Below are 19,246 nucleotides of genomic sequence, written 5' to 3' on the forward strand. Positions count from 1 at the left end.
TTCCGTTTAGACAAAAATTTTTGAGAATTCCCATTAAGATGCGAAATAACCATAAAAAATTCACCAGGAGTAACCAGTGATAGAAACTCTCATTCAAGATCCGTCAATACCAGCCGAGTCAGGGCCAGTAGTATCTTCCCCTTACGATCCAGCAGGCTTTAACGAGTCTGTGATGACCACCTACGGGCGGTATCCCATCGCTTTAGAACGGGGTGAAGGTTGCCGTTTGTGGGATACGGAGGGACGCGAGTACCTGGACTTTGTAGCCGGGATTGCTACCTGTACTCTAGGACACGCTCACCCAGCCTTGGTGGAAACAGTAACGCGGCAAATTCAGACTCTGCATCACGTTTCTAACTTGTATTACATCCCCGTGCAAGGGGAACTGGCAAAATGGCTGATTGAGCATTCCTGCGCGGATCGGGTGTTTTTCTGCAACTCTGGGGCTGAGGCAAACGAGGGGGCGATTAAACTGGCTCGGAAATACGCCCACACGGTCAAAGGGATACAAAAGCCGATTATTTTGACTGCTCACGCCAGCTTCCACGGGCGCACGTTGGCGACGATTACCGCCACAGGTCAACCGAAGTATCAGAAGAATTTTGACCCGTTGATGCCGGGATTTTTCTACGTGCCATACAACGATATTGGGGCGATCAAGAATGCGATCGCTACCCTAGACGAAGGCGATCAAGCCGTCACCGCAATTATGCTGGAAGCCTTGCAGGGAGAAGGCGGCGTGCGTCCCGGCGATGTGGAATACTTCCAAGAATTGCGGAAAATATGCGATGAGAACGGCATCTTGCTAATTTTAGATGAAGTGCAAGTTGGCATGGGTCGCAGCGGCAAATTCTGGGGATATGAAAATCTGGGAATTGAACCGGATATCTTCACTTCTGCTAAGGGATTAGGGGGCGGCATCCCGATTGGTGCGACAATGTGCAAGAAGTTCTGTGATGTCTTCCAGCCGGGAGATCATGCCAGCACCTTTGGCGGAAACCCTTTTGCTTGTGCTGTGGCTTTAACTGTTTGTCAAACCCTAGAGAAAGAAAATCTGCTTGCTAATGTGCAAGAACGCGGCGAACAGTTAAGGGCCGGGTTGAAAGCGATCGCATCTAAATATCCCGACCAAATTAGCGAAGTGCGCGGTTGGGGTTTAATTAATGGTATGGAATTAAACGCCGAAACTCAGCTAACGAGTGCTGATGTCGTCAAAGAAGCGATCGCTAACGGTGTGTTACTCGTCCCCGCAGGCCCCAAAGTAATCCGCTTTGTCCCGCCGCTAATTGTATCAGCTCAAGAAATAGACCAAGCCTTGCAAGCAGTTGAAAAAGCAATGGCAACAGTTATAGCTAATGGCTAATGGCTAATGGCTAATGGCTAATTGTTTATTAGCCATTAGCTATCTTTTTTACGCCGCTTCCACAGGAGCCATAGTTAACCCAGCGCGAGAAAGTTGCTCGTGGTAAAGTTCCGCTTGCTCTTGGGGGCCAACCCAAACGAGTGCTTGACCTTCAAAGTGGACTTCGTAGGTGTGTTCCCAAGCGCGATCGCTCGTCATCTGGGGAATATACTTCACCAAGCACTCGTGAACGTGTTCAAACGTATTAAAATCATCGTCCAACACGATGACTTTGTAATTGGGATATTGTTTGCGGACAACTTGACTAGACCGTTCAGGAGCTTGAATTGGTGCAGAGGCGATCGCGTCAACCGCTGAAAGTCTGCTAGTCATAAGGCAGTTTCCGAAAATACTTTAACAAAATTAACTTACAGCTATTTATCTCATTTTAACGATTTATTACAGAAATCCCCCAAACCAAAGCCTAACCTCCCCCAACTTCTAACCTGGCGACGCTTTGGGTAATACGTCCCGCACCACGCTTGTCTGGCATTTTAAATTTTTATCCCTTAAAAGCGCCCTACCAAATCCTGTTGAAGTACCTGTACAGAGCCAATCGCTATCTGAATCAGAGGCCACCCCACCAAACAAATCGACGCTGCCCAAACCGTAGTAATATCTAAACCTTGGCGTACTGCAACAATAACAGCCAGCAAACTCCAGACAGATAGCCCCAACTCAATACCCCGCCCAAGCAAAGGAATCAACGTTAAGAAGTTCAGCACTTGGGGAGCATAGGCAAAGCCAATCGGAATCAGCAAATCCCCAAACGCTACATGATTCGGCTTTAGCCAATCCCCAATCTTCGAGATAGTTAAAGTCCAAAAATAGTAGCCTGCCACGACGCTGATGCCATCTATCAAAAGTGCGACAACCAGCACAGGAAGCGATGCCCGATTAATTAATAAAATGACTGCACTGCCCAAAGCGTGAGACACTGCGGCGAAAATCACCATCGTGCGGGCTATGCGATTCGTTATTGGAGTATTGGGAGCATTTTCATAAAAATTTGCATCCAAAGAGAGAGCCTTCCAAAGCGTCTTTCCAAAACTGCCTTTTGATTTCTGGTCACTCACGTTGAATCCCTGCGATCGCAATTGCTGACAACTTGATAGCATACAGTTTCAGACAGCAGATTACAAAAAAAGTTCAACCTTTGCGGCATGATAATGAAATCAGGTAACTAGACATTCTTGAATGCTGCAACTAATTGGGCGGATACTTCTATGGCTTCGGGGTGGAACCTTAAGGTTATTGATCCTAGCGGGATTCATCCTCCTAATTTGGGGAATCATCTCGCCTGTCGGAACACTGATGTGGTGGCTAGGGCAAGGGGCTGAAACTGTAGGATTGAAGAAAAACCAGCCTTATACTCTGCCACCTAACAATGCGGTAACTTCTGTTGTTAAATCTTCCCAAATAAATTGTTACATTGTTTATCTCTCAGGAGTGGGGGATTTTTCTGCTAATGAATTAACTCCCGGAGAAGAAGAGTTTCTAGACCGGATAGTTAAAATTAATCCCAACTGCGTAGCCGTAGGGGATGTTTTCCCTTACTCAGCAGCTAACAAGGGTTTAGGAGGTCAGCGAGTGCTAGCTCCCCTATGGAACTTTGCTAATAAGGCAGATGGTTGGTTTGGAATAGCAAACGTGCTGATCAAAATTCGCAATATCTGGCGATTCGCAATCTCAGCCGATCCTCGCTATGGCGAAGTTTATAATCAGGGAATTGCCGATGCCATCATCGAACGGATGAATGCTAAGTATCCTATCGCACAGCTTCAGAATAAACCTTTTAAAATTATTCTCGCTGGTACGAGTGGCGGTGTAGAAGTTTCCTTGGGTGCAGCTGCCTATCTTGACAAGTGGCTAGATGCAAAAATCATTATAGTTTCGATTGGTGGTGTCTTTAATGGCAGAACTGGCTTTAATGCCAGCGAGCATTTCTACCATCTGCGAGGTCGTCGAGACTGGGTTGAAGATATAGGCGGCATTATTTTCCCGTCGCGCTGGCTGTGGAACGTTGGCAGCGAATATAATCAAGCTCGTCTGCGAGGCAAGTATACAGCTAGTATCAGCGGCCCCCACACCCACGATGGCCCGGAGGGCTATTTTGGTCAAGAAGTTGCCCAGGAAAATGACATCACCTATGTCGAGTTAACCCTAGAAGAAATTAATCAATTGCCAATTTGGTCTGAAAAGTAGCTAATGGCTAATGGCTAATGGTAATTCTTCAATTAGCCACCAGCAACAATTAATGAGCCTTTGTTTGGTTTCGGTTGCCTCAACCTAACCTAAAATTAGGCTGCAAAAGTGGGTTTATAACTTTAGAGGGGTAGAAATTCCCTTTAATAACTCTTCTAATTATGAAAGATAGATTCCTCAATTTATAAAATACCGTTTAAATGTCCGAGCCATTACTGATCGTTGATGTGCAACCCGGTTTCATCAACGAATTCACCCATCACATCCCACGACGCATCGCCCGTGCGATCGCGCGATCGCACTATACACCGCTTTTGTTTACTCGGTTTATCAACTCGCAAAATGGGCCATATAGTCGCTTCCTCAACTGGGACGGCTGCAACCACGAACCAGACACAAACATTGTCCCGGAACTCCAAACCTTTGCAGAAGAAGACCTCATTTTTTCCAAGTGGGGACTATGTGGGCTGCCGGATTCCTTGGCAGACTATCTCTCAAAGCATGATATTAAGCGGATCTTCATCGTCGGTATCGATACCGATATGTGCGTGTTAAAAATCGCAATGGATCTTTTTGACATCAGCGTAGAACCAATTATCCTAACCGATTGCTGCGCTAGTACGGCAGGCTTGCAAGCTCACTTGGCAGGTTTAGCGGTACTCAGCCGCAATATCGGTGCTATGCGGCTGCGCGACGCTGGTGTAAGCGATGGGTGGCTGGCTGCACCTGTAGAAACGGCAAAATAATTGCTAATTGCTAATTGCTAATTGCTAATATAGCAATCCTAATTGGTTTGTAAAAAAACGAACCACCGAGGCGTTCCAAAAAGAAAAAAGAGAGAATTTTACGCCTCAGATAGGATTGCTATAGTAATAAAAAAACAATTAGCAATTAGCAATTAGCAATTAGCAATTAGCAATTAGCCATTAGCAATTAGCCATTAGCAAATCTTACTTCCACTCTTCCCAATTCTGGTTAAAAATTGAGGTATCTGGAAAAGTAATTGGGTTGCTATTTTTCTGCAAACGACGTTTGAGTGCTTCTAATTGCGGTTCCGGACGTGGCAGTTCATCTACTAGCTGATAAGGCATTATCCCGTTTTCCAAGGCAAAAGCGGCTGTTGTTCCCGCAGCTGCACCAGCTGACCATTCAAAGGAATGTACCCGATAGGCGGCGGCGGCGATGTGGCTGGTGGCAATACTTTTCCCAGCGACTAACATATTGTCGATTTTTTGGGGAATTAATGCTCTGAGTGGAATTTGGAACGGATACGCTTGTCCTGCACCCCGCCGTTCGCCCTCACGTTCTTTGTTACCTGGGGCTTCTGCCGGACTCATAGTCATGCAAGGATGGAAGTCAATCGCATAATGACCAATACCGATAGAATCCGGGTAAATTGTGGAACGACTGCGCCGCATGATTTGATCTAAAGGCTTGGTGCCTGCGATCGCACTTGCTGCTTCAAAACCTGCAATTGCTGCCCGTAAACTACGATAGGTTTGTGGTGAGAGAGTGTTGCGGTAATATTCATCGTTGTAGTCGCGACGAGAAATATCAATTTCCCACAAGGTAAAGCCTTGGGGATGTCCCCAACCAGGTCGTCCAATAATCCGCCGTCCTTCCCGCATATATGGGTACTTAGACAAGCCATGTGCTGTTCCCATCGGGGAATCTAGCCCACTCAAATAGCGATTATTTGGTTGCGGCTGCTTGACGTTTACGCCTAGTTGAGAATCAGTAGTTCCGGCTACCAACCAATGGAAATATCCCAAGGCATTTTCTTCACCTTTACGGAGGGTTTCTGTCCGCAGTCCTCCCATCCACCCTCCGGGCTGTAGCTGTCCGCTGGCTTGCAACTGATCGCGGGAGTAAATTAAGTTATCTTCGGCAGTTCCAGGGCGGTAGTCGTTACCCCAAGTCCAGTTCTGCATCGAGATGTCGCCAGGTGCTGGTGCGCTATAAGTAACACCCCCAAATTTGGTTTGTTGTCCCTCTTTCGGACTCCAAATGCGCCGATAAGTAAAGACAAGCCCAAAGTCCGCCAATCGCTGTAATTCATAGCTGTAGTAAGGCGCATATTGTTCGTAAAACGGCGGCGCAGTGTGGGCTTGCGGTTTATCGGTTGCCTCCATAGCAAAGGTGTAGGTAAAGCCTTGGGTGCAGTAGCGATCGCCTGTTTCGCTGGAGGACGATGGTTCTAGGTAAGATCGGGGGTCGATACCTAGCCGATAGGGAACGTCCGCTAAGCCTATCAATTCCCCGGTTTCCGTTGCATCAACTACATACCAATCAGGGGCTGTTCCCCCGGTTTGCTTTTTCCGCTGCTGGGGTACGAAGCGGACAATACTTTTTTCAAACTGAGGGGAATTCTCGTAGCGATAGGAATCTTCGATGGTTTGAGACAGCGGTAAAGTGTTTAGCGGTGGTGCGCCTTTAACTGGACGATGCTGGATAGCGATCGCGCCTTGAATCAGTTTCCCACTTTGGTTGATGTCTAGTTCCTTAACCACCGTCGAGGGAAACCATTTCAGCGTACCTTTTCCCCGTCTGGCGGCATCTTTTAACTGATTGAAGAGTATGTTATGAGCATCTTTGGGCAAAAAGCAGGATTCGCTTACCCAACAGTCGCCTGGGTTGAGTTCTCCATATTTACTCTTGATCCGCTGCCGCAAATCCAAGTAACCGCGAGAATAAAATAGCTGCTGGCGCTGGGTGGGGCGTTCATCTAGTGCTGAAGTTCCTTGGGCGGAAATCTGTCCGCCTACCCAGTCGGTAATCTCAGTTAAGCAAACGGTTCGCCCGGATAGCAAGGCTTCATACGCTGTTGCGGCACCGGAAAGTCCGCCTCCCGCAACCAAAATTTCACATTCTACAGTTTGGTCTGGGCTTCTGGGTGGCGCGGCCAAGGCGACTGGAACGACTGATTCTAGGAAAGTTAAGCCGATAGTGAGGCTAAGGAGCGATCGCTTCATCATTTGGGCTATATTGCAGCTTCTACGTAAATTTAACTAGCTCTGTGACGCTACCACTCCCAAATTGTTCAATGCAAGCTTTTGCTACACAAGTGCCTCTTTGTGACTTGGATATTGCCCAAGCACTGCTTTTAAAGTTTTTTTAATTTTGCTTTTTGATAAACCTTCATCTATCTATAGTTAGGTGTCTAATAGTTTCTTTAGAATTAAGTTTTAGCTTTAATTGGTAAATACACATACCTAAAGAAAGAGGGAATTTATCCAAAGTAAAGCATCATTAACAATAGATGGTTGACTGCTCAGATATTCCTCCTAGTCTGGGTAAAAATCACAAAAATCGCGCTTTAAAACCGTCCTAAAATTATTAATCTGGTGACAGATTAATAAATGTATTAGGACACATATAAACTCAGAAAGGTAAGGAACTTTGACAATGATTAGACGGGCAACAGCAACTGCCGCTCTGGTGGCAGCTGGACTATTTGCGTCTTTGGGTTACTCAGCCGTAGCTCAAACAAGCCGACCCACATCGCCAGCACCTGGGATGTCGCCAGCACCTGGGATGTCGCCAGCACCTGGGATGTCGCCAGCACCTGGAATGTCACCAGCACCTGGAATGTCACCAAACCGGCCGATGTCGCCAGCACCTGGAATGTCGCCAAGAAACAACCAACTTAGCGCCTTAGACAGGCAGTTTGTTATGGATGCTGCTCACGGGGGAATAGCAGAAGTACAACTTGGGCAACTAGCGTTGCGAAAGTCAACAAACGCTGAGGTAAAGCAGTTCGCTCAGCAGATGATTAACGAGCATACGCAAGCAAATAAAGAACTCATGAGCTTAGCCGCCCAGAAGGGTGTCACTCCTCCAACCACTCCCGGGCCAAAGTATGAAGCAGCAATGATGCAGCTTCAGCAGTTGTCTGGAGAGAATTTCGATAAAGCCTATATGATGGAGGGCGGGCTTAACGGTCACATGGAAAGTCAGGCTGTGTACCAGCGTCAAGTGCTGCTGGGACAAGATCCGGATCTGAGAACTTTTGCTGCTAGGATTTTGCCAAGGGTGCAGGGCCATTTGCAAATGGCGGCGACGATGACACGCAACACATTTGCTGGAAAAAACGATGCTACCCCTGCAAGACCGGGTATGCAGATGAACCGTGGAACCCAGACGACTCCTGGGACGCAGATGAACCGTGGAACCCAGACGAATCCTGGGACGCAGATGACTCCTGGGACACAGATGAACCAGTAGCATCGGGCAATAACTAAAGAGCGATCGCATTTTCCTCTGGGAGAGTGCGATCGCTCTTTGCTAGATTTGGAGGAAGGAGCGATCGCAAAGCGTAGGTATGCAAGCGCTACTTGCATACCTACGCTTTTGTAGATTTTGCCGCAAGACACGATAGGGTTTGAGATGGCACAGCAAATCGCCTAGAATTTGGCTATATAAATTTTTATAGCTCTATTCAGTTACTACAACTAGGCTAACCCGATGGTTCCACTTCCTCCCAATCGTGCTACGACTCTTAAAGCTGCGTATCGGGTTTGTGATGTACGCCCACTAGAAGGTGAAAACATCCAGCGATACTATGTTCACCTATCAACGGTACGGAAAACTCAGGCGGTTGAAGATGTTAGCACCATTTTAGACTTTCAAGAAGCTGGAGAATTTACTACACTTTTATTTACAGGGCATAGAGGCTGCGGTAAGAGTACAGAGCTGAGGCGCATTAAGAGTCGATGGGAATCTGATTATCGGGTGATTTACTTAGAATCAGATGAAGAAATTGATATTAACGATGCTCGTTATACAGATTTGTATTTGGTGATTATCAAGCTTGTTGAGTATGAATTACGCATTTTGGGTTTAAAGTTTGACACTCAACTTCTAAATAGCTTTGAGTCCTGGTTTAAAGATATTACTGAAGAGACCGAAACAACTATAGAAAACTCTGTTGGTATAGAAACAACAGCAGAAGCCGGTGCAGAGATTCCTTTTATTGCTAAATTATTAGCTAAAGTAACTGCTCAAATCAAAGGTTCGGAAAAGAAAAAAATATCAATTAGAGAAGCGCTAGAAAGAGATATTTCTCGCCTCAAAAGTGATATTAATCTTTTGGTGAGTGATGGCTATAAAAAATTACGAACTAAATTTCCGCATTCCAAAGGATTTTTGATAATTTTTGATAATCTAGATCGAGTACCACCGAATGTTGGCAATCATTTGTTTTTTGACTATGCAGCACAGTTGCAAGAACTACACTGCACGATTATCTACACGGTACCTATTTCTATACTTTATTCAGAAAAAAACTTAAATAACGTTTTCGATAAACCCAACATTGTACCAATGGTAAATATTTATGAATTTGAACGCGATCGCGTAGATTTAGACTATAACCAAAAAGCACTAGACGCGGTTGCCAGTTTGATTGAGCATCGAGTCGAAATTGAGGCTGTATTTGAATCGCCCGAACCCTTACTAAATTTAGCAAAAGCCAGCGGTGGTCATGTCCGCCAGTTAATGCAGATGATGCGAACTGCTTGCCAAACTGCCAGCACTCGTGGTCACAAGAAAATTACGGTTGAAGATGTCACCTATGCAGTTAAACAGGAGCAATTTAACTTTGAGCGAGTTATTCCTACAGAACACTATCCTCTCTTAGCAGAAGTGTGCATAAATAAAGATATTAATAAAGACGAGATAGGGCAATTGATGCTGTTTAATACATCTGTTTTAGAATATAACGGCACCAATCGGTGGAACTACGTTAACCCAGTGATTAAGCAAATAGATGCCTTCCAAAAAGCTCTTAAACAAGGTCTCCAATATCCTTAATGATTACCTGAAGCTATCTGAATTAGCTTCAAATTTCAATAACTTTATTTCTATAAATCAGCAGCAGTTATCTGAACTGTTGACTTTTCTAGATTTTGCTGAAGGTTTTACAATTGGATTTATAGAAATTAATTTTTATAAAGATTTAGATACTTTGATAGAAGCACTCAAAAAGCATCCTAAATGCAAAGATATTCAGTTTGAGTTGCTAAATTTTAACAATCCGGAACTGCGATTTTTGAGGGATGCAATAATCCAAAAGCTTCCAGATATAAATATTGACCCTGATAAAAAATTAGTTTTAATCCTGCAAGGGTTAGAAAAATCAATTGGGATGTTTGGGGAATACCCACCCGTGCTACAGGATCTCAACTTTGTTCGGGATTCCTTTACTAAAAGCGTCCCTCATCCTATTCTTTTTTGCTTACCAGATTATGCGATTACTCGTCTAGCTAAATTTGCACCTGATTTTTGGGCGTGGAAATCAGGCGTTTTTCACTTTAATACAGTTCAATCTACTAAAGATGATGCCCTTGCCAAAACTCTCCAATCTGAAAAAATTATCAATGAGTTAGAGTTGCCTGAAAAACAAGAGCGAGTTGATTTGTTACATAGACTCTTGATGGAATACAGCCCCTCTGGTTGTCATGAAACAGAAGATAATTTACAGACCCGGATTGATATTTTGACTCAGTTAGGAGAGGTTAACAGCAACCAGTTTGAATTCACAAAAGCGACAGAATACCTGGAAAAAGCACTTAAGTTAGTAAATAAAAATGAGGATTTAAAAAACAAAAAAATTACTGTTATGTTTCAATTAGGAGCTATCTATGTCAAACAGGGGCAAGTTGAGCAAGGGATGGCTTTCTTCCTGCAATCACTAGGAGTTGCACGGGAAACTGGCGAGCGCGTGTTTGAAGCCATAGTTCTGAATTCTCTGGGCGATGCTTACTCTTTGTTAGAGGAGTACCAACAAGCTATTGAGTCTTATCAGCAGTCTTTAGCAATTGTAAAAGAAATCGGTACTCGCAAAATTGAAGGTATCGCTTTGAATGCTCTGGGCGATGTTTACAATACTCTAGAGCAGTACGAGCAAGCAATTGAGTGTTATCACCAGTGCTTGGAATTTAGACAGGAAATCGGTAATCGTAAATTTGAAGCTATAACTCTGAGCAATCTGGGCGATGTTTACAATGCCTTAGAGCAGTACCAGCAAGCAATTGAGTCTTATCAGCAGTGCTTGGCAATTGTACGAGAAATCGGTGATCGTAAATTTGAAGCCATACCTCTGAATGCTCTGGGTGATGTTTACAATGCCTTAGAGCAGTACCAGCAAGCAATTGAGTCTTATCAGCAGTGCTTGGCGATTGCAAGGGAAATCGGTACTCGCAAAATTGAAGGGATGGCTCTAAATAAGCTGGGCGGTGTTTACAGAGACCTAGAGCAGTACCAGCAAGCAATTGAATGTTATCACCAGTGCTTGGAAATTAGACAGGAAATCGGTGATCGTCAATTTGAAGTTCTAACTCTGAATGATCTGGGCGGTGTTTACAATGCCCTAGAGCAGTACCAACAAGCAATTGAGTGTTATCAGCAGTGTCTGAAAATAACACGGGAAATTGGTGAGTGCCGGTTTGAAGCCGTAGTTGTGCATACTCTGGGTTATGTTTACACTTTCTCAAAGCAATATCAACAGGCAATTGAGTTTTATCAGCAGGCTCTTAAATGTTGGAATTACCTGCGTGAGGAGAAATTTCAAGCATCAGCTTTGATGAACATAGGGAAGTTATTAGCATATACTCAGGGAGACTTTACTACAGCCGTAGCCTACTTGCAGGAATCTTTAGCAGTTTTTCAACAATTCACGTCTCCAGAGGTAGAAAACGTTAGCCAAATGATTGCTGATGTGCAGCAGATGGCGGATGCTCAAGAGAGTTCCATTAGCGGTAACACATAAAATTGAGGAAGTAAGCGATCGCGCTTTAGCAAAAGTCTTTTTTTAAGCTAGTAAATCTGGATCTACACCGCTCGCTTAGCTATTATTTGCTATTGCACTAAACGAAAAATCAACGGGTAACGGTAGGGTTTATTAGGATTGCTGAGAACCTTGACAAGAGCAATAATTGGCATTACAAAACTTGCAATGCCTAGCAAAATAAACAGTGGTATACCAATTACGATAAAACTCAGCATCAGACAAATGGCTGAATAAATATAAAGATTGATGTGAAAGTTGAGGGATTCTCTGGCGTTCTCTTTGACCACTGGATCATCGGTGATGAACAAAATTGCAATGGGTATGCCGATAGATACGATAGTGGAACTCAAAAAGATTGCTCCATGACATAGCCCAGATAAAAGCTTCCGTCGATCTAAGTCACTCATGCCACTGCCTCTCATCTACGAAATGCGATCGCACTTCGATGGTAGCCTTTCAAAACTTTAGTTTGCCATCAGTCTCTCGGACGATAATTATTTCTCCAGAAGCTGTTGAAGAACCACGCGATCGCGCCACCAATCAACAATAATGGCGTTAACCAATCGCCCCAACGCACATACAAAGTTTCCGTTTGTCTGCGGTAAATTGTATGTGCGTGAATCTCATAAGTATTCATTCTAGAAATCCACTGAGTTCTGCCGTGGGGGTCTATCACACCAGAAAATCCAGTATTAGTTGCGCGGACAGCCCAGCGATCAGTTTCAATCGCCCTCATCAAATCTTGGGCATGATGTTGACCCATCATCGTTGAGGTGTAATGAGCATCGTTAGAAGCTGTAAGAATAAATTGCCCACCCGCAGCTGCTTGATGTCGGAAAAGTTCGGGGAAGGCGGAGTCATAACAAATCCCGATGATGGCAAGACCAAAAGGTGTATTAAATATTTGGTTTTGTTTCCCATGAATTAGCTGAGCATCTAAAGGGGAAAGTTTATCAATAATCTTTCCTAAAAATTGCTCAAAGGGAATATATTCTCCCAAAGGCACCAGTTTAACTTTGTCGTATTGGCTGAAAATTTCACCTTTGCCAGTGATAGTAAATAAGCTATTTGTCAGGTTATTTCCCTGCTTGCCAAATCCTCCCACCCAGGCAACAACACCGTTTTCCTTAATAGCTGAGTAGAAGGAACTGCCAACTCTTTCTGGCTGATTCCATACGAAGGGCAATGCGGTTTCTGGGATTATAACTGCATCAACTTCTGGTACTAAAGCTTTATAACCGCTGGTGTATCCTTCTATAGCACGCTCCCAGCCAGTCCGATCAAATTTGATTTTATTGGGGATATTTCCTTGAATAATTCCTACTTTTAATGCTGCTTCTGGCGGTTGAAGTAGGGGACGGCTGTACAATCCAAATCCTATGAGATGCAACCCTATAAATATTCCAGCCGCAATACTTAAATAGCCTGGGTGGAGAAGGAACCGCCCAAGCGCAGAAGATATAGAGGAAGAGGTAGAATTAGTTTTTTCTTGGCCTTGTTTGCGGTTAATTAAGGCTTCGGCAATTAAGCCATTTATTGCGACGATTGCTGCTGTTACTGTGTTGGGCCCTGAGATTTGACCGAGGTGTAAAATTGCCAGATTGTGAGGGCTTTGGGTGAAGGAAAGGGAAGTCCACCACAGGCTTCCGGAACCCCAAAGACTTTCAAGTCCGCACCACAAAGCTGTTCCAATTAAAACGCGCATTAAGGCAGAAATTTTGGAGTTTCGATTAATCCAAGCTTGACAAGTTGCCCAAGTTGTAACTAATGCGGCTCCCCAAAGGGTGATAAAAGTCCAGCAGAAGAATGCGATCGCTAAACTCGCCAGCCACGGAACTCCCAACCACGTCATCGGGTGAATCCCGGTAATCCAAAATAAAGCTACGCCGTGATAGCCGATTCCCCAAAGTAAAGGCAAAAGGAGATCCCCCCAACCCCCCTTAAAAAGGGGAGTTGCAAAAGGTAAAAGAAAGAATTTTCGTTTCTTTTGCTCTTTTACTTCTAACTTTTTACGTTCTTCGACAACCAAAACCCACAGGGGCGCTAAGGCAATCCAAGCAAAAAACCACGCACCTACTGGTGCAGTGGTTAACCCCATCAAGATACCACTTGCTAAGGCAATAATTGAACGCCAAGAAATGCGCTTTATCAAGACAGGAGGAAGGCGAAATATGTTCAACATCATTCATCCTTCCTCCTTCATGGTTTATTCTTCTGGAACTTCTTCCTCATCACCAGTAGAGGGGGGAACTAACGCCGCCGCAGCGATCGCATCATCCTCATCAAGTCGTTGCACTCTTACCCCTGTTGCCATTCTTGATTGCAGGGAAATCGCATCTGTTGCTTGACGGATGATAATGCCTCGGCTTGTCACCATCATTAGCTCATCACCTTCATTGATGGTTCGCAGAGCAGCTAGTTTATCGTTAGGCTTGCGGAACTTAGTGGCAACTAATCCCATCCCAGCGCGATTTTGCAGCCGGAATTGACCAACTGGCACCCGTTTCCCATATCCGCCTGTTGTAATTACTAGCACCCACGGCCCGTTACCGTTGAGGATGGGAGCGTCTTCAGCTGCTTCCGGTTCTTCAATCTCCGCTATTTTCGCGACTACTTGACTTGGCAGTATATCCATGCCTATCAGTTCATCCCCAGTACGGAGAGCCATTGCTCTGACTCCGCGAGTAGCACGACCCAAGGGACGCAGTTGCTCGTGATTGGTGCGGAAGTGAATTGCCATGCCTTGGCGCGATCCGATGATGATGCTATCATCCACTCTAGCGCGTCGCACCCACCGCAATTGATCTCCCTCTTCTAAGGAGATGGCAATTAAGCCATTGGAGCGGATGTTACTGAAAGCAGCTAATTCTGTCTTTTTGATGTAGCCGCCTTTAGTTAGCATTACCAGGTATTCTTCCCGGCTAAATTCGCTCACCGACACGATTGAGGTGATTTTTTCGTCGCGGGGAATGGGCAACATTTGCACAATGGGGATACCCCGCGCCGTGCGAGAAGAAGCTGGGATTTGGTAAGCTTTGAGGCAGTAGACGACCCCGCGATCGCTAAAGAATAAAACGCTATCGTGGTCGCAGCAGGTGAGGAAATGCTCAACGCCATCATCCTCTTTCATGCCAGTACCTTTTTTACCTCTGGTGTTGCGGCTTTGCGCTTCAAAGGTGTTAACTGGCATCCGCTTGAGATAACCTTGTTCTGTTAGCAGAATTAAGGCTTTTTCGTTGGCGATTAAGTCGGTGTCGTCAATTTCACCTTCCGCGTGTTCGATGACGGTGCGGCGAGGTGTCGCGTGGACGGTTTTGATTTCCGTCACCTCGGTTTGGATGATTTCTAAGATACGTTCGCGTCGTGCCAAAATATCTTGCAAGTCGGCAATCTGCGCTTGTAACTCATCGTGTTCTAAGCGAATTTTCTCAGCTTCCAGTGCAGTCAGTCGCCGCAACTGCATCTGTAAAATTGCATCCGCTTGCGCCTCAGAAAGCCCGTAGTTGTCCATCATCTGCGTCTTTGCCGTTGGTGTATCGGCGGCGCGGCGGATCAACTCAATCATCTCATCTAGGTGCAACAGGGCAATCAGTAACCCTTGCAGCAGATGATCTCTTTCTTCTGCTTTCCGCAGTTCGTAGCGGGTGCGGCGGGTGATGCACTCAATCCGGAAATCTAGGAAAACGGTGAGGAACTGTCTGATTGTGAGCGTTTGGGGTTCCCCATTCACTAGCGCCAGCATATTCGCCCCAAAGTTCGCTTGCAGGGGCGTTTGCTTGTACAAGTTGTTGAGGACAACGCGGGGATAAGCGTCTCGCTTGAGTTCGATCACGATTCTCATCCCATCGCGATCGCTTTCATCCCGAATATCTGCAATCCCTTCCAGCTTCTTATCATTCACCATGTCGGCGATTTTCTCAATCAACGCTGCCTTATTCGTTTGGTAAGGCAACTGAGTGATAATAATCGCTTCCCGATCCGGTCGTCCCCGATGTTCAATGGTGTCTATTTCAGCGACACCCCGCATCGTAATCGATCCGCGCCCAGTTGTATAAGCTTCCTTAATCCCAGATACTCCCAGAATCTGCGCTCCTGTGGGAAAATCTGGCCCCGGAATATACTGCATCAACTGGAGGTCGGTTATTTCTGGATTCTGGATTAGCGCCATTAATCCATCAATCAACTCTCCCAGATTGTGCGGTGGAATGTTCGTTGCCATCCCCACCGCAATACCACTGGAACCATTGAGCAACATTTGGGGAATGCGCGACGGTAATACCAGCGGTTCTTGCTGGGAACCATCGAAGTTATCCCCAAAATCTACAGTTTCCGACTCAATATCCTGTAAAAGGGCGGCTCCTGTGAGGGATCTTAGGCGGCATTCAGTGTATCGCATTGCCGCGGGCGGATCGTTGTCAACTGAACCAAAGTTGCCGTGTCCGTTAATCAGGGGGTCGCGCATGGAGAAATCCTGCGCCATCCGTACCAAAGCATCGTATACCGCAGTATCACCGTGGGGGTGGTATTTACCCAGCACTTCCCCCACCACCCTTGCACACTTGCGGAAAGGACGATCGTGGGTAAGCCCCAGTTCGTGCATTGCGTAGAGAATGCGACGATGTACGGGTTTCAGACCATCCCTGGCATCTGGCAGCGCCCTACCGACAATTACGCTCATTGCGTATTCCAGGTAAGACCGGGACATCTCATTCCCTAAATCCGTTGGGATAATCCGCTCCTGGGAAGTGGTCATACTATGAAAAAGCTCCAAAAATGTAGAATAATGGCAGATAATACGCAAAAAATTGCGATTATTTCCGCCTTAATTCTAAAGAATGACAAATTATATGAAAATTTTATCACATTTTGGCTTTTATTGGGCGTTAGTCATTGACAATTGGTGTGTCGAAAAACTCCTCCCCAACCCTCCCCGAAACAGGAACCGAACAGGATTATCTTACGTCCGCTGTGCGTGCGAGGAATGAGGGTTTTTATTGATTGGTCGCTATGGCGAGAAAATTGATCAGCTTAGTGCGCGATCGCATACGGACACAATAGCTGCTGATGAATATTGACCAATGACTATTCTGCGATCGCTTCTTGTTGAGTCTTGAGTTGAGAAGCAATCAAAGGTGCTTTGGGTGCGAGAAAGAAGCCAATTAAACTAGCGAACAAGATTGGCGTTAAAGGGCTGATATTGGCAAGTTTCGACAGCAATAAAGTGGTACTTATAGGTGTTCGCGTCACTGCTGCGTTTAACGCTGCCATTGTGCAAATCATGGCAAGAGAAGGATTGAGTGCGGGAATTAAAATTCCGATCGCTTTCCCCAAACACGCACCTGTAAAAAATAGCGGGATGATAAACCCACCCCGCCAACCTCCAGTGACAGTAACGCCGATCGCAGCCATCTTTGCCAAAGCTAGAGTAAAGAGGAAAACAGCAGAAAAGTTACCCACCAAGACGGTATCTAACTCTTCGTGACCAAAATAACGAGTTAGGGGGAAAGATACCGCTAAAATGCCCAATCCCAGACCTGCGAGTGTGGTGCGGAAATAAATCGGGCCACCGATGCGGGCAAAGATGCGATCGCACCCGCGAAAAATTGCCATAAACACCCATGCAGCAATCGCCCCAATAACCCCGAACAAAATTGCCCAGCCATAATCATCAACGTTTTCTAAAAGGTACTGGGGAAAATGCCAAGTCGGTGCAATACCCAGTTTAGTAATTACAGCAAACACGAGATAACTCGCACAACTGGCAACAATCGCTGGAAGCATTGCTTCGTAATACTCCACAACGTGTTGATGGTGCAAAATTTCCAAAGCGAATATTGCACCGCCAAGAGGTGCGCCAAACAAAGCAGTGAAACCAGCAGCCATCGCCGCCAAACTCATCGTTCTCAGGTCTTCCCCCTCCAGATGCAAGCGATCCGCTACCCACGTACCAAAAGATCCGGTTACTTGTACCAGTGGCGCTTCTGGGCCAGCACTACCGCCAGCCGATATGCTGAGTAGAGATGCCAGAATCATTGACGGATTTTTAGTTGCATCCAGCCGTCCGCCGCGAAAGTGGATATTATCGACAATTACGGCAATTTCTCCCGGATTTCCTAAAAAATGAATTACCGTGCCAACAAGTAAACCAGCCAGAGGCATCAATAGGAGTAGTCTCGGCCCCTCAACTTGGTGTAGGACGTGAATCATCAACTCCAGAATGTTCCAGTACAACCCAGCGAATAATCCGCAAACAGTACCAACAATCGCCCAGCGGAAGACCCAGCGGGAAATCATTAACGGATTACGCTTTACCAGCCCAAAAAGCTGAGGAAATGTCCAGCGTTGAGTTTCATTATTTGGAGGGCGATTTCTGGGTGACACGGCTTGTTTCCTTGATATCGTAGGCGAAAGAGTTGCTTACTTTACGCTAACTCCAGAAGTAAGCCGAAGAATTTTAATTTATGGATTTTAGAGATATCGAAACCTAATAGGGTGAAAATATTTGATTTCAAATTAAGCCTCAAGGTAGTGGGTGCCTTACCAGAGGCAAGCTTAAGCTGAAACAGAGTAAATACAAGTAGAAGCCTGGAATTAGCTATGGGCGCACAAGAAGAAAACATGAACGAACAAGACAAAGAATTAGAGCCAGAAGTCAAAGAAGCGATCGCTAAAATTAAACAGCCTCCATCAATCAACGAAACTCTGATGGAAGAAGATCCACAATACCTGATCAATAACCCGGCTGTCGCACCGCCAATGCAATCGCTTAACGACCCAGGCGGAACAGATATGATAGACAATATTTATAAGCAAGATTTATCGGAGGAAGACAAATAACCACGATAGATACAATGCCAGAAAGCATCAATGCTGCCTAATTTGCTCCGACTATGCTGCCAGTAATCTACTCGGATGACTTTCTCAATCACAACACTGGACAATTTCACCCCGAAAGACCAGCACGCCTAACAGCAATTGTACAAGCAATAAATGCTGCTCCTTGGGCATCTCAAATTGATTGGCAGCTGCCGACACCAGTGAAAGATAGAGCGATCGCGCCTATCTTACAACAAGTTCACACTCAAGATCACATCGAGAGAGTCCAGCGTATCGCCCAAAACGGCGGCGGACACTTGGACGGCGATACCCTGGTTTCCCCCCAGAGTTACGATGTCGCGTTATTAGCCGTGAGTGCATGGCTGGATGGAGTGGATAGGGTACTCGAAACCGGAAACCCAGCCTTTGTGCTAGCGCGTCCCCCCGGACATCACGCCGAGAGAATCGCCGGCATGGGGTTTTGCTTGTTCTCGAATGCCGCGATCGCAGCTTACCACGCCCTTGAACAACCAGGAATCAACCGCGTTGCCATCCTCGACTGGGACGTTCATCACGGCAACGGTACGCAAGATATTGTCGAAACCCATCCCAAAATTGCCTACTGTTCCCTGCATCAGTATCCTTGCTATCCCGGCACCGGAAAAGCCTCTGAACGAGGAAACTACAACAACGTACTAAATCTACCATTACCTCCCGGCAGCGCGATCGCTGATTATAAACCGCGTTTTGAACAAAAAATCCTGCCTTTTTTAACCGACTTTCAGCCAGATTTGTTGATTGTCAGTGCAGGCTACGACGCAAATGCAGACGATCCGTTAGCCAGCATCAACTTGCAACCGCAAGATTTTGGCGTATTTACAGATTATTGTCTGCAAGTAACCCGTCGCATCCTTTTTGGTCTTGAAGGCGGTTATGATCTCTCGGCGCTATCTGAGTCTGTCCTAGCGACTATCGAAAGGTGTTTGGTCTAGAAGGAAGACATTCTCCTTCCTCTCGTCCCCAGTCTCAGCCTT

Annotated in this window: 15 protein-coding genes; 8 read left to right on the forward strand and 7 right to left on the reverse strand. The window is 45.8% G+C overall.

The window, feature by feature from the left end:
* The first annotated feature begins 76 nt into the window (after window positions 1-76).
* Window positions 77-1,363, forward strand: a complete 1,287-nt coding sequence (locus tag H6F74_RS03175; protein WP_190436188.1) for an acetylornithine/succinylornithine family transaminase — start codon at window positions 77-79, stop codon at window positions 1,361-1,363.
* A 48-nt stretch (window positions 1,364-1,411) separates the two neighbouring features.
* Here the strand turns inward: H6F74_RS03175 and clpS are convergent, their stop codons facing one another.
* Both clpS and H6F74_RS03185 read right to left on the reverse strand, forming a co-directional pair.
* A complete protein-coding gene (gene clpS / locus H6F74_RS03180; protein ID WP_190436191.1) occupies window positions 1,412-1,735 on the reverse strand; it encodes an ATP-dependent Clp protease adapter ClpS in 324 nt (107 codons plus the stop codon).
* Between the two features lie 176 nt (window positions 1,736-1,911).
* Entirely contained in the window at window positions 1,912-2,520 is a 609-nt protein-coding gene (locus H6F74_RS03185; RefSeq protein WP_199300785.1) for a hypothetical protein, read from the reverse strand.
* Window positions 2,521-2,599: 79 nt separating this feature from the next.
* Between H6F74_RS03185 and H6F74_RS03190 the strand changes: the two genes are divergently transcribed.
* Entirely contained in the window at window positions 2,600-3,607 is a 1,008-nt protein-coding gene (locus H6F74_RS03190; RefSeq protein ID WP_190436194.1) for a hypothetical protein, read from the forward strand.
* Window positions 3,608-3,807: 200 nt separating this feature from the next.
* Complete coding sequence (locus H6F74_RS03195; protein ID WP_190436196.1) at window positions 3,808-4,353, forward strand: isochorismatase family cysteine hydrolase; 546 nt, start codon at window positions 3,808-3,810, stop codon at window positions 4,351-4,353.
* A gap of 204 nt (window positions 4,354-4,557) precedes the next feature.
* On the opposite strand, the gene H6F74_RS03200 is transcribed toward H6F74_RS03195, so the two are convergent.
* On the reverse strand, window positions 4,558-6,579 hold the full coding sequence (locus tag H6F74_RS03200; protein WP_190436407.1) for an FAD-dependent oxidoreductase: 2,022 nt from the start codon (window positions 6,577-6,579) through the stop codon (window positions 4,558-4,560).
* Between the two features lie 433 nt (window positions 6,580-7,012).
* Here H6F74_RS03200 and H6F74_RS03205 point away from each other — a divergent pair, with 433 nt between their 5' ends.
* The 3 genes from H6F74_RS03205 to H6F74_RS03215 all read left to right on the forward strand — a co-directional run bounded on the left by H6F74_RS03205 (window position 7,013) and on the right by H6F74_RS03215 (window position 11,375).
* Window positions 7,013-7,831, forward strand: a complete 819-nt coding sequence (locus H6F74_RS03205; RefSeq protein ID WP_199300786.1) for a DUF4142 domain-containing protein — start codon at window positions 7,013-7,015, stop codon at window positions 7,829-7,831.
* A 240-nt stretch (window positions 7,832-8,071) separates the two neighbouring features.
* Window positions 8,072-9,418, forward strand: coding sequence for an AAA family ATPase (locus tag H6F74_RS03210; protein ID WP_190436199.1), 1,347 nt, complete (start codon window positions 8,072-8,074; stop codon window positions 9,416-9,418).
* A 79-nt stretch (window positions 9,419-9,497) separates the two neighbouring features.
* A complete protein-coding gene (locus H6F74_RS03215) occupies window positions 9,498-11,375 on the forward strand; it encodes a tetratricopeptide repeat protein (protein ID WP_206756285.1) in 1,878 nt (625 codons plus the stop codon).
* 89 nt (window positions 11,376-11,464) lie between these two features.
* On the opposite strand, the gene H6F74_RS03220 is transcribed toward H6F74_RS03215, so the two are convergent.
* From H6F74_RS03220 to H6F74_RS03235, 4 genes are all read right to left on the reverse strand, one after another.
* Window positions 11,465-11,803: a DUF4870 domain-containing protein gene (locus H6F74_RS03220; protein WP_190436205.1), complete on the reverse strand. Its 339-nt coding sequence runs from the start codon at window positions 11,801-11,803 to the stop codon at window positions 11,465-11,467.
* 68 nt (window positions 11,804-11,871) lie between these two features.
* Window positions 11,872-13,578, reverse strand: coding sequence for an apolipoprotein N-acyltransferase (gene lnt, locus H6F74_RS03225; protein ID WP_347269471.1), 1,707 nt, complete (start codon window positions 13,576-13,578; stop codon window positions 11,872-11,874).
* Between the two features lie 24 nt (window positions 13,579-13,602).
* Window positions 13,603-16,149 (reverse strand): DNA gyrase subunit A, encoded by a 2,547-nt coding sequence (gyrA, locus tag H6F74_RS03230; RefSeq protein ID WP_190436212.1) that lies wholly within the window; start codon window positions 16,147-16,149, stop codon window positions 13,603-13,605.
* Window positions 16,150-16,478: 329 nt separating this feature from the next.
* On the reverse strand, window positions 16,479-17,777 hold the full coding sequence (locus H6F74_RS03235) for a chloride channel protein (RefSeq protein ID WP_347269470.1): 1,299 nt from the start codon (window positions 17,775-17,777) through the stop codon (window positions 16,479-16,481).
* A 216-nt stretch (window positions 17,778-17,993) separates the two neighbouring features.
* Between H6F74_RS03235 and H6F74_RS03240 the strand changes: the two genes are divergently transcribed.
* Both H6F74_RS03240 and H6F74_RS03245 read left to right on the forward strand, forming a co-directional pair.
* Entirely contained in the window at window positions 17,994-18,233 is a 240-nt protein-coding gene (locus H6F74_RS03240) for a hypothetical protein (RefSeq protein WP_190436215.1), read from the forward strand.
* A gap of 53 nt (window positions 18,234-18,286) precedes the next feature.
* Entirely contained in the window at window positions 18,287-19,204 is a 918-nt protein-coding gene (locus tag H6F74_RS03245) for a histone deacetylase (RefSeq protein ID WP_190436218.1), read from the forward strand.
* Window positions 19,205-19,246: the final 42 nt, after the last annotated feature.

This window comes from Trichocoleus sp. FACHB-90 (assembly GCF_014695505.1).
GTDB lineage: Bacteria > Cyanobacteriota > Cyanobacteriia > Cyanobacteriales > FACHB-T130 > Funiculus > Funiculus sociatus.